Source organism: Cumulibacter manganitolerans (assembly GCF_009602465.1).
GTDB classification, from domain to species: domain Bacteria; phylum Actinomycetota; class Actinomycetes; order Mycobacteriales; family Antricoccaceae; genus Cumulibacter; species Cumulibacter manganitolerans.
On the sequence record NZ_WBKP01000071.1, the window covers coordinates 1 to 14556 of the forward strand.

The window sequence follows — 14556 nt, forward strand, 5'->3', positions numbered from 1 at the left end:
GCGACCAAATCGCTGATACGTACCCACCTGCAACGTCCTCCTGATCAAAGGCGTTGCAACGACCCCTAGAACCCAAGGGCCGATAGCGTCACCGGCTGCCCCGCAGAACGGCGGTGGGTCAGCCGGCCGGCGGCATCCACTCGGTCGCGACCACGAGGATCGCCTTGGTCGCCGCGTCGAGGGTCGGGTGCATGACCGGGGCGAAGAACGGCGAGTGGTTGCCCGGGATCTCCTTGGCGATCACGCCGCGCTTCTTGGCGTCGGCGAACGCCTCGCGGTCGGAGCCGCCGACCATCCAGTAGCAGTAGGGAACGCCGAACGCGTTGGGGATCGCGCCGAAGTCCTCGCTGCCGGACGACGGCGTCGCCTCGATGAACCGGTCGCCGAAGGCGTCGGCGAACGCCGAGCGCACCCGGGTCGTCACGTCCTCGTCGTTGTCGGTCAGCGGGAACTGGTCGTAGTACTCGAAGGTCGGCGGCTGCGGTGAGCCCGAGGCCTCGCACTCGGCGTTCACCATCCGCTCGATCGCCTCGAGGATGTGCGCGCGGGTCTGCTCGTTGAACGAGCGCACGTTGACGTGCAGCTCGGCGCGGTCGCTGATGATGTTCACCTTCGAGCCGACCACCATCTTGCCGACCGTGACGACGCCGAAGTCGTGCGGCGCGAGCTCGCGAGCGACGATCGTCTGCAGGCGCAGCACGACCAGCGAGGCGAGGACGGCGGGATCGACGGTGGTCTGCGGCATGCTGCCGTGCCCGCCGCGGCCGAACAGGGTGATCTTCATCGAGTCGGCCGCCGACATCGCGGGGCCGATGTTGGCGTGGATGTCCCCGGCCGCCTGCGGCATCACGTGCTGCGAGAACGCGACGTCGGGCTTCGGGATGCGGTCGACCAGGCCGTCGTCGACCATCTTCTCGGCGCCGGTCGCGCGCTCCTCGGCCGGCTGGAACAGCGCGAGGAAGGTGCCGGACCAGGCGTCGGTGTGCTCGGTGAGCAGCCGGGTGGCGCCGAGCAGCGAGCTGATGTGGATGTCGTGGCCGCAGGCGTGCATGACCGGCGACGTCTCGCCGTCCGAGGAGACCCCGACGACGGTGCTCGCGTACTCCAGCCCGGTGAGCTCGCGCACCGGGAGCGCGTCGATGTCCGCGCGCATCAGGACCGTCGGGCCGTCACCGTTGCGCACGATGCCGACCAGCCCCGTCTCGCCGATGTGGCGGACCACCTCGACGCCGTCGAGCCTGTCGAGCTCCTCGGCGATCCGGTCGTGCGTCTGGTGCTCGACGAAGCTCAGCTCGGGGTTGCGGTGGAAGTGGATGTACAGGTCGTCCTGCCAGTCGGTGATCGACGGCTGGGCGGCCAGGATCTTCTCGAGTGCGCTGGTCACGCGTTCCTCCTGGTGAGATGCCGAGGGCTCCGATGCGGGTCTGCATCGGAGCCCCTCGGGTGCTGCTAGACGGTGAAGACGATCTTGCCGTTGGTGTTGCCGTCGACCATGGCCTGGAAGCCTTCCTTGGCCTCCTTCAGCGGCAGCGTCTTGTCGATCGTGGGACGCAGCCCGGTGGTCTTCAGCAGGTTCAGCAGCGCGGCCAGCTCGGTGCGGTCGCCCATCGTGGATCCGATGATGCGCATCTGCAGGAAGAACACCCGGGCGAGGTCCGCCGGCGGGTTGAACCCGCTCGTCGCACCGCAGCACACGATGGTGCCGCCGGGGCGCAGCGAGCGCAGCGAGTGCGACCAGGTCGCCTCGCCGACGGTTTCGAGGACGGCGTCCACCTTGCCCGGGAGCCGGGCGCCGGACTCGAACACCTGGTGCGCGCCGTTCTCCAGCGCGCCTTGGCGCTTCTCCTCGGAGCGTCCGGTCACCCACACCTGCAGGCCCATGGTCTTCGCGAGCGCGGTCGCGGCCGAGGCCACGCCGCCGGAGGCGCCCTGGATGAGCACCGTGTCACCCGGCTTCAGGCCCGAATCCTTGGTCAGCATGCGGTACGCCGTGAGCCACGCGGTCGGCAGGCACGAGGCCTCCTCGAACGACAGCTCGGCCGGCTTGGCCACCAGGTTCTGCTTGGGCACCGAGACGTACTCGGCGAAGGTGCCCTGGTGGACCTCCGACAGCAGCGAGCGCTTCGGGTCGTAGGTCTCGTCCCCGGTCCAGCCGGGGGAGGAGATGACGGAGTGGATGAGGACCTCGTTGCCGTCCTCGTCGACGCCGGCGGCGTCGGTGCCGAGGATCATCGGCATCCGGTCGGCGGGCAGGCCCTGGCCCTTCAGCGACCAGACGTCATGGTGGTTGAGCGACGCGGCCTTGACCTGCACGCGCGTCCAGCCGTCGGCGGCCTCCGGCTCGGGTCGATCGCCGAGCTCGAGCGCGGCCAGCGGGTCGTCGGTATTCGGGGCAGATACGAAGACAGAGAACATATTCGGATACTACGCAGCACCCGGGCCGGCGATCCGGCCCAGGGTTGCCCGGTCAGCGCCGCACGACGACGATCTGCGGTCCCCGGGCGCCGCCTGGCGGACGCCGGTGGCCGCGGACCCGGGCCGTCACGGCGCCGACGACGCCGAGCAGCAGCAGGACCGGCAGCACGAAGAGCATCACCATCGCGCTCGCCGCGGCCAGCGCGATGAGCCCCGCGACGACGAGCACCAGGATCGCGATGCCCTTCCAGCCCAGCAGCCTGGCCAGCGACAGCTTGCCCTTGCGGTTCAGCAGCCGCTCGGGGATCGGCGCGCCCATGGGGAAGCCGGGGCCGGGCAGGCCCCCTCCGGGCATGCTGCCGTCCGGCATGCCGCCGCCCGGCAGACCAGCGTCGATGAACGGCTTGCCGTCCTCGTCGATCACCGTCGGCTTGCTGTGCTGCTGGCGTTCCATGTCGTCCCTGCCTCTGCGGCTGTAACGGAAGGTGTTCCCCCAGTACTACGGATGGGCGCGCGCCGATGTTCCCGGCCGCGAACGCCACCTCGGCGCCCGCACTCCCTAGAATCGAAGGCTGCCTCGCTCGCCGCCCCGGCGAGTGCCTGATCGAGAAGGTCCCCGCCACGTGACCCGCCGCCGCCCTCCCGTCCCCGCGCCGCGGCGCCGTCCCCCGCACATCACCGGCGCGGTCACCCGGCTCGTCTCGGAGCGGCCGCGATGGGCGGCCCTGCTGCTCATGCTGGTCGCGGTCGTCGCCTGGGTGTACCTGCGGGGTACCGGCGACTCGGCCGGCAGCGACGGCGCACAACGCGCCGGCGTCGCGACGGCCACCGACGTCGCGGCAGGCACCGACCAGGCCAGCGGGCTTCCGTACGTCACCGAGTCGGCGCTGCCCCCGGAGGCCAAGCAGGTGCTGAGTGCGATCCGCGCGGGCGGCCCCTTCGAGTTCGAGCAGGACGGCGACGTCTTCGGCAACTTCGAGGGCATCCTGCCGAAGCGGACGTCCGGCTACTACCACGAGTACACCGTGCAGATGTCCGGCGAGCACACCCGGGGCGCGCACCGGTTCGTCACCGGCAACGGCGGCGAGGTGTACTGGACCGACGACCACTACGCATCGTTCTCAGTCGTGAAGGAGGGCACGTGATCGCCACCGTCGGCCCCGACGAGCCGGTCGACGTCACGCTCGCCCGGCTGCGGCGCGCCGGCCGCACGCCGTACGTCGTCAGCGGCGCAACGAAGGCCGAGCTGCTCGACTCGTTCGCTCGCGCGCTGTCCTTCCCGGCCTACTTCGGCCACAACCTCGACGCGCTGGCCGACAGCCTGCGCGACGCCCGGCTGCGGACGCCGGCGACCATCGTGTGGGACGGCGCCGCCTCGCTGGCCCGCGCCGACCGGGCGACGTACCGGGCGGTGGCGACGATCCTGGCGACCCGGCTGCCGCGCGACGTGGAGGCCCTCGAATGCCTTCGGTAGCCCTCGAGTCCACGGACGTCGTGCCCCTGGACGGCCGGCTGGACGCCGCGGCCCTCGACCGCGCCGGTCACGCCCCGTTCGGCTTCTACGTGCACGTCCCGTTCTGCGCGACGCGCTGCGGGTACTGCGACTTCAACACCTACACCGCCCGCGAGCTCACCGCGCGGGACGGCTCGGCGATCGTCAGCCGCGAGAGCTACGCCGACCTGGTCCGCGCCGAGGTGCGGCTGGCGCGCCGCGTGCTCGGCGAGCGCGACCTGCCGGTGAGCACGGTGTTCTTCGGTGGCGGCACCCCCAGCCTGCTGCCGGCGCGCGACCTTGTCTCGATCGTCGCCGAGATCAAGGCGGAGTTCGGGCTCGCGCCGGACGCCGAGATCACGACGGAGGCGAACCCCGAATCGGTGTCGCCCCAGCACTTCGCGCAGCTGCGCGACGGCGGCTTCACCCGCGTGTCGCTGGGCATGCAGTCCGCTGCACCGCACGTGCTGCAGGTCCTCGACCGCGTGCACTCGCCGGGCCGTGCCGTGGCCGCGGCGTTCGAGGCGCGCGAGGCGGGGTTCGAGCACGTCAACCTCGATCTCATCTACGGAGCTCCGGGGGAGAGCGACGATGACTGGGCGGACAGCCTCGCCGCGGTCCTGGAATCGCCGGTCGACCACGTTTCGGCGTACGCGCTCATCGTCGAGGAGGGCACCGCCCTGGCCCGCAGGATCGCCCGCGGCGAGATCCCCGAGCCGGACGACGACGTGCACGCCGACCGGTACGAGGCGGCCGACCAGGTGCTCTCGGCGGCAGGGTTCCAGTGGTACGAGGTGTCGAACTGGGCACGCGGCGACGACGCGCGGTGCCGGCACAACGAGCTGTACTGGAGCGGCGCCGGCTGGTGGGGTGCCGGACCCGGCGCACACAGCCACGTCGGCGGCGTGCGGTGGTGGAACGTCAAGCACCCCGCTGCGTACGCTGCCCGCATGAACGAGGGGCTCAGCCCCGCGCACGGCCGCGAGACGCTCACCGCGCAGCAGAGCGCGATGGAGCGGATCATGCTCGGCGTCCGCATGCGCGACGGCCTGCCGGTCGGCGAGCTGGGCGCCCGGGCCCGCGCCGAGGCGGCGCAGATGGCCACGTACGGGCTGTTGGACGGCGCCGAGCTCGACGCCGGTCGGGTGGTGCTGACGCTGCGGGGGCGGCTGCTCGCGGACGCCGTCATCCGGGACCTGGTCGACTAGCGACCGCCCTGGCGCGCCGGCGCGCCGTCCAGATCCAGGACCCGAGCGTGGACGGCGGTGCGCTGGTGCAGCGCCGCCCGCAGCGCGCGGTGCAGCCCGTCCTCGAGGTACAGCTCGCCGCGCCACCGCACGACGTGTGAGAACAGATCGCCGTAGAACGTGCTGTGGTCGTCCAGCAGCGCATCGAGCGCCAGCTCCCGCTTGGTGGTGACCAGATCGTCGAGGCGCACCTGGCGCGGCGGGATCTTCGCCCAGTCGCGCGAGCTGAACCCGTGCTCGGGGTAGGGCCGAGCGTCACCGACCGCCTTGAAGATCACGTTCTGCCGCCGTCCGTCGCCCTCGAGATTCCGCCCGAGTCTAGGCGTGGGCCGGCACCAGGGCACCACCCGATCGGCAAGCGACACGTAAACTTGATCATTGGCACTCCCGACCGGAGAGTGCCAGGACGAGCAGGAGGTGACGATGTCGGCCGAAGAGCGACGCCTCGAAGTACTGCGTGCCGTCGTCGAGGACTTCGTCTCCACCAACGAGCCGGTGGGCAGCCGGGCGATCGTCGAGCGGCACAACCTCGGCGTGTCCGCCGCGACGGTGCGCAACGACATGGCCGCCCTCGAGGACGAGGGCTACATCACCCACCCGCACACGAGCGCCGGACGCATCCCCACCGACAAGGGCTACCGGCTGTTCGTCGACCGGCTCGACGAGCTGCGGCAGATGTCCCCGGCCGAGCGCCGCGCGATCGAGCGGTTCATCTCCGGGGCGGTCGATCTGGACGACGTGCTGCGCCGCAGCGTCCGGCTGCTGTCGCAGCTGACCCGGCAGGCCGCCGTCATCAGCTACCCGAGCCTGTCGCGCTCGGCGGTCCGGCACATCGAGCTCGTCCCGGTCTCGGACACCAAGATCATGGTCGTGCTCATCACCGACTCCGGCCGGGTCGAGCAGCGCATCGCGGACCTGCCCGCGATGCTCAGCGCCGAGGACGTCGCCGACCTGCGCACCGAGGTCAACCAGTCGCTCGGCGGCAAGCCGCTCGCGGCCGCCGCCGACCTCGTCGAGGAGCTCCCCGACGATGTGCGGGCGTCGCTGCGCCCGGCGATGGCGATCGTGTGCACGCTGCTGATCGATGCGCTCGTCGAGCCCGCAGACGGCCGGATCCTGGTCGGCGGCGCGGCCAACCTGACCCGGCACACGGCCGACTTCCACTCCAGCCTCGGCGAGGTGCTCGAGGCGCTGGAGGAGCACGTCGTGCTGCTGAAGCTGATCGACGAGGCGTCCATCCCGTCGGGCGTCCGGGTGTCGATCGGCCAGGAGAACCCGACGCCGGGGCTGCGCGCCACCTCGGTCGTCGCGACGTCGTACGGCGCGGACGCCAACCGGCTCGGCGGTCTCGGCGTCGTCGGACCGACGCGCATGGACTACGCCGGAAACATCGGCGCCGTCATGACCGTTGCCCGTTACGTCAGCCGGCTCATCCACAGCGGTTGACCCCGCGGACCTTCCCCTTCACACGACTGGAGCACCGTGCCAACGGACTACTTCGCCGCGCTGGGCGTCGACAAGAACGCCTCGCCCGCAGAGATCAAGAAGGCGTATCGCAAGCTCGCCCGCGACTACCACCCCGACGTCAACCCGTCGCCGGAGGCCAAGGAGCGCTTCCGGGAGGTCTCCCGCGCGTACGAGGTGCTGACCGACCCGGAGAAGCGGCGCATCGTCGACCTCGGTGGCGACCCCTATGACCAGGGCCGCGGCGGCGCCGGGGCAGGGTTCGGGAACGCGGGGTTCGGCGGGTTCAGCGACATCATGGACGCGTTCTTCGGCGGCGGCGCCGGGGGCGGGCGGCAGCGCAAGAGCCGGGTGCGCCCCGGTGCCGACGCGCTGCTGCCGGTCGAGCTGACCCTCGAGGAGACGGCGTTCGGCGTCCACAAGGAGTTCGCCGTCGAGACCGCCATCGTCTGCGACTCGTGCGAGGGCCAGGGCACCAGCCCCGGCACCACCATCGCGGAGTGCGGCACCTGCGGCGGCCGCGGCGAGATCCAGGCCGTCCAGCGCACGCTGCTCGGGCAGATGATGGTCTCGCGCGAGTGCCACGCGTGCCGCGGCACCGGAACGATCATCCCGTCGCCGTGCGCCAAGTGCGGCGGGGACGGCCGCGTGCGCGCCCGGCGCACGGTGTCGGCGAAGATCCCGGCCGGCGTCGAGGACGGCATGCGGATCCGGCTCGCCGGCCAGGGCGAGGTCGGCCCCGGCGGCGGACCCGCGGGCGACCTGTACATCGAGGTGCACGAGCTGCCGCACGACATCTTCACCCGCGACGGCGACGACCTGCACTGCCGCGTCACGCTGCCGATGACCTCGGCGGCGCTGGGCACCTCCCTGGAGCTGACGAACCTCGACGAGTCGGTCGAGGACCTCGAGATCAAGGCCGGTACCCAGTCCGGCGACAAGATGACCGTGCGCGGCAAGGGCGTGCCGCGGCTGCGGTCCTCCGTGCGCGGCGACCTCGTCGTGCACCTGGAGGTGCGCACCCCGACCAGGCTCGACGCCGAGCAGACCAAGCTGCTGACCGACCTCGCGCGGATGCGCGGCGAGGAGGGCGAGGCGTCGACCAAGGCCAACCCGGCCGGCGGGCTGTTCAGCCGCATGCGTGACGCGTTCCACGGTCGCTGATGGCCCGCGCCTCGGCGTACCTGCCGGTCTTCTTCGGGCCGCTGCCCGAGCAGGGCGACCTGGTGCAGCTCACCGGTGACGACGGCGCCCACGCCGTCCGCGTGCGCCGCACGCGCGTCGGCGAGCAGCTGCGCATCGCCGACACGTATGGAAGGTACGCCGACTGCGAGGTCCTCTCGCTGGAGGGCAGATCGCTGACCGCCCGCATCCTGCGACGCGGCGCCGAGCCCGAGCCGGCGCCGCGCATCCTCGTCGCCCAGGCGCTGCCGAAGGGCGATCGCGGCGCGCTCGCGGTCGAGCTCATGACGGAGGCCGGTGTCGACGAGATCATCCCCTGGCAGTCCGCCACGTGCGTCGCACGGTGGGCCGACGCGGCGAAGGCCGAGAAGGGCCGCGCGAAGTGGTCCGCGACCGCCCGCGAGGCGGCGAAGCAGAGCCGCCGCGCCCGCGTCCCGGTGATCGCGGACGCCGTCGACACGGCGGGTCTGGCCAGGCTGGTCGGCGAGCGCACCGCCGGGCGGCTCGCGCTCGTGCTGCACGAGTCCACATCGGCGCCGATCGCCGAGGCGGTCGCGCCGGCCCGGCTGGCCGAGGCGGCCGAGGTGCTGCTCGTGGTCGGCCCGGAGGGCGGCATCACTACCGACGAGATCGCCGCGCTCGAGGCCGCCGGCGCGACCAGCGTCCGGCTGGGCCCCGAGGTGCTGCGCACGTCGACCGCCGGCGTCGTCGCCGCGACCTGGGTCGCCTCGCGCACCGCGCGCTGGAGCTGACCCGCGAGCGGCCCGCTCGCGGTCTTTGCCGTGGTGCGAGCCGCCGGACAACACTAAACTCGCTGTAGCGGCCCCCCCCGGCGCCGCGCCCCGATGAAAGGCCAGGCCGGACCAATAGTGTCGAGCAACCAGGACAGCTCCACCGTCAACACCACATTCGACATCCCCTCGAGCACACCGATGGTCGCGCTGCTCGGAGTGCGCGACGAGTACCTCCGGCTGATCGAATCGGCGGTGTCCGCGCAGATCGACGTCCGCGGCAACGCGATCACCCTGAGCGGGCAGCCGGGCGAGGTCGCCTTCACGCAGCGGGTGTTCGACGAGCTGCTCGCCCTGCTGGACTCCGGCCACGAGCTGAGCGCCGACGTCGTCCGCCGCAGCATCGGCATCATGCGCCAGGACTCCCGCCAGCGGCCCGCCGACGTGCTGAGCATGAACATCCTGAGCCGCCGCGGCCGGTCCATCCGCCCCAAGACGATCGGCCAGAAGCAGTACGTCGACGCCATCGACGCGCACACCATCGTGTTCGGGATCGGCCCCGCCGGCACCGGCAAGACGTACCTCGCGATGGCGAAGGCCGTGCAGGCGCTGCAGACCAAGCAGGTCAACCGCATCATCCTGACCCGCCCCGCCGTCGAGGCGGGGGAGCGGCTCGGCTTCCTGCCGGGCACCCTGTCGGAGAAGATCGATCCTTACCTGCGACCGCTGTACGACGCGCTGCACGACATGCTCGACCCGGAGTCCATCCCGCGGCTGATGGAGGCGGGGACCATCGAGGTCGCACCGCTGGCCTACATGCGCGGGCGCACCCTCAACGACGCGTTCATCATCCTCGACGAGGCGCAGAACACCACCGCCGAGCAGATGAAGATGTTCCTCACCCGGCTGGGCTTCGGCGCCAAGATCGTGGTCACCGGCGACACCACGCAGATCGACCTTCCCGGCGGCCAGCCGTCGGGCCTGCGGATCGTGCGCGACATCCTCGACGGGGTCGACGACATCACCTTCTGCGAGCTCACCAGCCAGGACGTCGTGCGGCACCGGCTGGTCGGCGACATCGTCGACGCCTACGCCCGCTTCGACTCCCGCCAGCCGCGCGACGACCGCACCCGGCGCCACGCATGAGCGTCGAGATCACCAACGAGTCGTCGATCCCGGTCGGCGAGGTGCGGCTGTCGGCCATCGCCACGTTCGTGCTCGGCGAGCTCGGCATCAACCCGCAGGCGGAGCTGTCGGTGCTGATCGTCGACGTCCCGCACATGGCCTCGCTCAACGAGCGCTGGATGGGCGAGGAGGGACCGACCGATGTCCTGGCCTTCCCGATGGACGAGCTGGCCCCGGCCGGCCGCCCGGGCGTGAGCCCGGCCGACTCCACCGACGAGGACGACGACGACCCGGCACTGCTCGGCGACATCGTGCTGTGCCCGGCGGTCGCCATCTCCCAGGCCGCGGCCGCGGGGCACTCGTTCGAGGACGAGCTGCACATGCTGACCACGCACGGGATCCTGCACCTGCTCGGCTACGACCACATGGAGCCCGAGGAAGAACGCGAGATGTTCGGGCTGCAGGCCTCGCTGCTGAAGAGATGGCGCCAGGAGACCGAACGCAGCCGTGGCTAGTACCGATATCACCCTGGCGATCATCGCGTTCGTGCTCGTGGTGCTCGCCGGTCTGTTCGCGATGATCGACGCCTCGCTGCTGCGCGTCAGCAAGGCGCGCGTCACCGAGCTGGTCAAGGACGGCAAGCGCGGCGCCCGGGCGCTGGCGGTGGTCGTCGACGACCTCCCGCGGCACACCAACCTGCTGCTGCTGCTGCGCCTGATGTGCGAGATGACGGCCGTCGTCATGGTCACCGTCGTGATCACCAACTACGTCGACGAGACGTGGATCCAGGTGCTCGCCGCGGCCGCCGGGATGGTCGTGATCAGCTACGTGCTCATCGGCGTCGGGCCGCGCACCCTGGGCCGGCAGCACGCCTACACCATCGCCCTGCCGACCGCGGCGCTCGTGCGCACCCTGGGCGTGATCCTCGGGCCCATCGCCAGCCTGCTGATCCTGATCGGCAACGCGATCACCCCCGGCAAGGGCTTCCGCGAGGGCCCGTTCGCCACCGAGGTCGAGCTGCGCGAGCTCGTCGACCTCGCCGAGCAGCGCGGCGTCGTCGAGCACGAGGAACGCGAGATGGTGCACGCCGTGTTCGAGCTCGGCGACACGATCGTGCGCGAGGTGATGGTGCCGCGCCCGGACGTCGTGTGGATCGAGGGCACGAAGTCGGTCGGCCAGGCGCTGGCCCTCGCGCTGCGCAGCGGCTTCTCCCGGATCCCGGTCGTCGGCGAGAACGTCGACGACATCACCGGCGTGGTCTACCTCAAGGATCTCGTGCGCCGCACGCAGGGCGCCAACGCCGACGCCGCTCGGCAGGCACGCGTCTCGGAGGTCATGCGCGGCGCGTCGTTCGTCCCGGAGTCCAAGCCGGTCGACGACCTGCTGCGCGAGATGCAGATCAACCGCACCCACATGGCGATCGTCGTCGACGAGTACGGCGGCACAGCGGGACTGGTGACCATCGAGGACATCCTCGAGGAGATCGTGGGTGAGATCGCCGACGAGTACGACATGAACGAGGTCGCGCCGATCGTCGACCTGCCCGACGGCGCGGTGCGCATGCAGTCCCGGGTCACCGTCGAGGACCTCGCCGAGAAGTTCGGCGTCGACATCGACATCAACGACGACATCGAGACCATCGGTGGCCTGATGGCGCAGCAGCTCGGCGTCGTGCCGATCCCCGGCGCCGTCGTGCACGTCGCCGGGCTGCGGCTCGAGGCCGAGGACACCGTCGGGCGGCGCAACCGCATCTCGTCGGTGCTGGTCACCCGGGACGTGCCGGAGCAGCCGTCCGAGACCGGCGACGACCACCAACCGACCGTGGAGGAGGCCCGATGAGCGAGCCCGAGCACCGCAGCGGCTTCGTCAGCTTCGTCGGACGGCCCAACGCCGGCAAGTCGACGCTCACGAACGCGCTCGTCGGCCAGAAGGTCGCGATCACCAGCGACAAGCCGCAGACCACGCGGCACGCGGTCCGCGGCATCGTGAACCGGCCCGCCGCGCAGGTGATCATCGTCGACACGCCGGGGCTGCACCGGCCGCGGACGCTGCTCGGCGAACGGCTCAACGACGTCGTCACCGCCACGCTGTCCGAGGTCGACGTCATCGGGTTCTGCCTGCCCGCCGGTGAGAAGATCGGCCCCGGCGACCGGTTCATCGCACGGATGCTGCGCGAGAACACCAAGGCTCCCGTCATCGGCATCGTGACCAAGACGGACACGGCGTCCTCCAAGCGGATCATGGAGGCGCTCCTGGCGGTCCAGGGACTGCAGGAGGAGCTCGGCCGCGAGTTCGCCGACATCGTCCCGACGTCCGCCACCGAGGGCGTGCAGACCGACCTGCTGCTCGAGCTGATCGAGAAGCAGCTGCCGGAGGGCCCGCGGCTGTTCCTCGACGACGAGCCGACCGACGAGAGCACCGAGACCCTGATCGCGGAGTTCATCCGGGAGGCGGCCCTCTCGGAGGTGCGCGACGAGCTGCCGCACTCGATCGCGTGCGCCGTCGAGGAGATGCTGCCGCGCGAGGACTCCGACATCGTCGACGTGCACGCGTTCCTGTACGTCGAGCGGTCGAGCCAGAAGCCGATCATCCTGGGCCCGCGGGGCTCGCGGATCAAGAAGATCGGCACCGAGGCGCGCCGGCAGATCGAGCAGCGGCTCGGGATGCGGATCTACCTGCACCTGCACGTGAGCGTGCTCAGCGAGTGGCAACGCGACCCCAAGAAGCTGCATCGGCTGGGGTTCTGATGCTCGCCGCCACCTCCTCCGCCGTGCAGCCCGGCGTCTACACGCTGATCGTGCTCGCCGTCCTGCTCGGGATCGCCGTCTGGATGGCACGGCGCGAACGCTCGCGCCGTGACCGCATCGGCGCCACCCTGCCCAGCAACGCGTGGACGGCCACCTGCCTCGACCCGACGACGTCCGCGACCAAGCGGCTGCTCGTCGTCAGCGACGAGGGGCTCGCCATCGCCGAGACCCGCACCGGCTCGCGGGACTCGTGGCCGTGGTCGGAGGTGGGCGCGGTCGTCGAGAAGCAGCTGCGCGTGCGGGTGCAGACCTACCCCGGCATCCGGATCTCGTTCACCGACGGGCACGTCCGCGAGCTGCTGGTGTACAACGGCGCGGGCAAGCAGGCCTACCGCGACGGCGCGACCGAGGCGCGGGCGCGGATCGCGCAGCACCTTCCGCGCGAAGCCGGCGCCTGAGTGGGAGAATCCTGCTGATGACCACCGTTCGCGACGAAGGCGTCGTCCTGCGGCTGCACAAGCTCGGCGAGGCCGACCGCATCGTCACGCTGCTGACGCGGCGCGGCGGCATCGTGCGCGCGGTCGCCAAGGGGGTCCGCCGCACCGCCTCCAAGTTCGGTGCGCGGCTCGAGCCGGGCAGCCACGTCGACGTGCAGCTGTACGTCGGACGCTCGCTGGGCATCGTGACGCAGGCGGAGAGCCTGCACCCGTTCGGGGCGCTCGTCGTCGACGACTACCCCCGCTACACCACGATGCAGGCCATCCTGGAGTCCGCCGAACGGCTCGCGGGCGAGGAGGGCGCCGCCTCGCTGCGGCTGTACCTGCTCGTCGTCGGCGCGCTTCGCTCGCTGTCGGAGAAGGAGAAGCCCGCTCAGCTGGTGCTCGATGCGTTCCTGATCCGGGCGATGACGGTCGCGGGCTGGGAGCCGGCGCTCGCCGAGTGCGCGCGCTGCGGGCGGCCCGGACCGCACCGCCGGTACTCCGTCGAGTCCGGCGGCACGACGTGCACCGAGTGCGCCGTCCCGCGCGCCGTCACCATCCAGGCCGAGACACCGGCCCACCTCGCCGCGCTGCTGCAGGGCGACTGGAGCACCGCCCTGGCCGCGGAGCGCCGCGTGCACCGCGAGTCCAGCGGCGTGCTCGCCGCGCATCTGCAGTGGCACCTGGAACGAGCGCTGCGCTCGCTGCCGCTGGTCGAGCGCGACCAGCCGGCGCCGCTGGCCGCCTCGCCGTACGCCGCCCTCGACCCGGACCTGCTCAGCGAGCTGCCTTCATGAGCACGCCGCCGCGCCGCCGGCCGACCCCGCATCCCTCCGGCGCGGTAGCCCCCGACATCCCGCCGGACCAGGTGCCGCGGCACGTCGCGATCGTGATGGACGGCAACGGCCGCTGGGCGAAGTCGCGCGGCCTGCCCCGCACCAAGGGCCACGAGGCGGGGGAGTCGTCGCTGTTCGACGTCGTCGAGGGCGCCATCGAGGTCGGCGTGAAATGGATCTCGGCGTACGCCTTCTCGACCGAGAACTGGAAGCGCTCACCCGATGAGGTGCGGTTCCTCATGGGGTTCAACCGGGACGTGATCCGCCGCCGCCGCGACGAGATGAACGAGCTCGGCGTGCGGGTCCGCTGGGCCGGCCGCCGCCCGCGGCTGTGGCGCTCGGTGATCAACGAGCTCGAGATCGCCGAGGACCTCACCCGCGACAACGACGTGTGCACCCTCACGATGTGCGTCAACTACGGAGGGCGCGCCGAGATCACCGACGCGGCGGCCGCGCTCGCCCGCGATGTCCGCGCCGGCAAGGTCGACCCGGACAAGATCACCGAGCGGGTGTTCGCGCGCTACCTCGACGAGCCGGACATGCCGGACGTCGACCTGTTCCTGCGCTCGTCCGGCGAGCAGCGGACCAGCAACTTCCTGCTCTGGCAGTCGGCGTACGCCGAGATGATGTTCGTCGACCGGCTGTGGCCGGACTTCGACCGCCTGGACCTGTGGGACGCCTGCCTGGAGTACGCCGGCCGCGAGCGCCGCTTCGGCAGCGCCTGACGCGACGCCGGTTGTGTTGTTGCCACTTCGGGCGCAGTCCCTATGCGCCAGCCTCTGGTGAGACATGTTGTCGATCTGGAGGGGCTGGCGTATGGGCCAGAAGCATTATCGGG

Annotated in this window: 17 protein-coding genes; 13 read left to right on the forward strand and 4 right to left on the reverse strand. The window is 71.4% G+C overall.

Features of this window, described 5'->3' with window-relative positions:
• Window positions 1-118: 118 nt before the first annotated feature.
• The 3 genes from F8A92_RS16780 to F8A92_RS16790 all read right to left on the reverse strand — a co-directional run bounded on the left by F8A92_RS16780 (window position 119) and on the right by F8A92_RS16790 (window position 2869).
• Window positions 119-1384, reverse strand: a complete 1266-nt coding sequence (locus F8A92_RS16780) for an amidohydrolase (RefSeq protein ID WP_153506331.1) — start codon at window positions 1382-1384, stop codon at window positions 119-121.
• Window positions 1385-1449: 65 nt separating this feature from the next.
• The gene (locus F8A92_RS16785; protein WP_153506332.1) at window positions 1450-2415 is read right to left on the reverse strand and encodes a zinc-binding dehydrogenase; all 966 of its coding nucleotides are present in this window, start codon (window positions 2413-2415) and stop codon (window positions 1450-1452) included.
• Window positions 2416-2467: 52 nt separating this feature from the next.
• Window positions 2468-2869, reverse strand: a complete 402-nt coding sequence (locus F8A92_RS16790) for a hypothetical protein (RefSeq protein ID WP_153506333.1) — start codon at window positions 2867-2869, stop codon at window positions 2468-2470.
• Window positions 2870-3038: 169 nt separating this feature from the next.
• On the opposite strand from F8A92_RS16790, the gene F8A92_RS16795 reads away from it, so the two are divergent.
• The 3 genes from F8A92_RS16795 to hemW are packed head-to-tail and all read left to right on the forward strand — an operon-like array spanning window position 3039 to window position 5115.
• Window positions 3039-3560 (forward strand): ribonuclease domain-containing protein, encoded by a 522-nt coding sequence (locus tag F8A92_RS16795; RefSeq protein ID WP_228389525.1) that lies wholly within the window; start codon window positions 3039-3041, stop codon window positions 3558-3560.
• Complete coding sequence (locus tag F8A92_RS16800; RefSeq protein ID WP_194291556.1) at window positions 3557-3889, forward strand: barstar family protein; 333 nt, start codon at window positions 3557-3559, stop codon at window positions 3887-3889. Before F8A92_RS16795 ends, F8A92_RS16800 begins: the two co-directional genes overlap by 4 nt.
• A complete protein-coding gene (gene hemW, locus F8A92_RS16805; protein WP_153506334.1) occupies window positions 3877-5115 on the forward strand; it encodes a radical SAM family heme chaperone HemW in 1239 nt (412 codons plus the stop codon). The genes F8A92_RS16800 and hemW overlap by 13 nt, the downstream gene beginning before the upstream one ends.
• Here hemW and F8A92_RS16810 read toward each other — a convergent pair.
• Window positions 5112-5519, reverse strand: a complete 408-nt coding sequence (locus F8A92_RS16810) for a type II toxin-antitoxin system VapB family antitoxin (protein ID WP_456064334.1) — start codon at window positions 5517-5519, stop codon at window positions 5112-5114. The two genes, hemW and F8A92_RS16810, sit on opposite strands and share 4 nt — an antisense overlap.
• Before the next feature lie 13 nt (window positions 5520-5532).
• Between F8A92_RS16810 and hrcA the strand changes: the two genes are divergently transcribed.
• The 10 genes from hrcA (at window position 5533) to F8A92_RS16860 (ending at window position 14443) form a co-directional block, all read left to right on the forward strand.
• A complete protein-coding gene (gene hrcA, locus F8A92_RS16815) occupies window positions 5533-6600 on the forward strand; it encodes a heat-inducible transcriptional repressor HrcA (protein ID WP_228389526.1) in 1068 nt (355 codons plus the stop codon).
• A 36-nt stretch (window positions 6601-6636) separates the two neighbouring features.
• Window positions 6637-7782, forward strand: a complete 1146-nt coding sequence (dnaJ, locus tag F8A92_RS16820; protein WP_153506335.1) for a molecular chaperone DnaJ — start codon at window positions 6637-6639, stop codon at window positions 7780-7782.
• A complete protein-coding gene (locus F8A92_RS16825; protein ID WP_153506336.1) occupies window positions 7782-8552 on the forward strand; it encodes a 16S rRNA (uracil(1498)-N(3))-methyltransferase in 771 nt (256 codons plus the stop codon). The genes dnaJ and F8A92_RS16825 overlap by 1 nt, the downstream gene beginning before the upstream one ends.
• Window positions 8553-8669: 117 nt before the next feature.
• Window positions 8670-9677 carry a PhoH family protein gene (locus F8A92_RS16830; protein ID WP_228389527.1) on the forward strand — a complete coding sequence of 336 codons (1008 nt, stop codon included), beginning with the start codon at window positions 8670-8672 and terminating at the stop codon, window positions 9675-9677.
• Complete coding sequence (gene ybeY / locus F8A92_RS16835; protein WP_153506337.1) at window positions 9674-10171, forward strand: rRNA maturation RNase YbeY; 498 nt, start codon at window positions 9674-9676, stop codon at window positions 10169-10171. The genes F8A92_RS16830 and ybeY overlap by 4 nt, the downstream gene beginning before the upstream one ends.
• Window positions 10164-11495, forward strand: coding sequence for a hemolysin family protein (locus F8A92_RS16840; protein ID WP_153506338.1), 1332 nt, complete (start codon window positions 10164-10166; stop codon window positions 11493-11495). The genes ybeY and F8A92_RS16840 overlap by 8 nt, the downstream gene beginning before the upstream one ends.
• A complete protein-coding gene (gene era / locus F8A92_RS16845) occupies window positions 11492-12403 on the forward strand; it encodes a GTPase Era (protein ID WP_153506339.1) in 912 nt (303 codons plus the stop codon). The genes F8A92_RS16840 and era overlap by 4 nt, the downstream gene beginning before the upstream one ends.
• Window positions 12403-12861 (forward strand): hypothetical protein, encoded by a 459-nt coding sequence (locus F8A92_RS16850; RefSeq protein WP_153506340.1) that lies wholly within the window; start codon window positions 12403-12405, stop codon window positions 12859-12861. Before era ends, F8A92_RS16850 begins: the two co-directional genes overlap by 1 nt.
• Before the next feature lie 17 nt (window positions 12862-12878).
• Entirely contained in the window at window positions 12879-13679 is an 801-nt protein-coding gene (gene recO / locus F8A92_RS16855; protein WP_153506341.1) for a DNA repair protein RecO, read from the forward strand.
• Window positions 13676-14443: an isoprenyl transferase gene (locus tag F8A92_RS16860; RefSeq protein ID WP_153506342.1), complete on the forward strand. Its 768-nt coding sequence runs from the start codon at window positions 13676-13678 to the stop codon at window positions 14441-14443. Before recO ends, F8A92_RS16860 begins: the two co-directional genes overlap by 4 nt.
• Window positions 14444-14556: the final 113 nt, after the last annotated feature.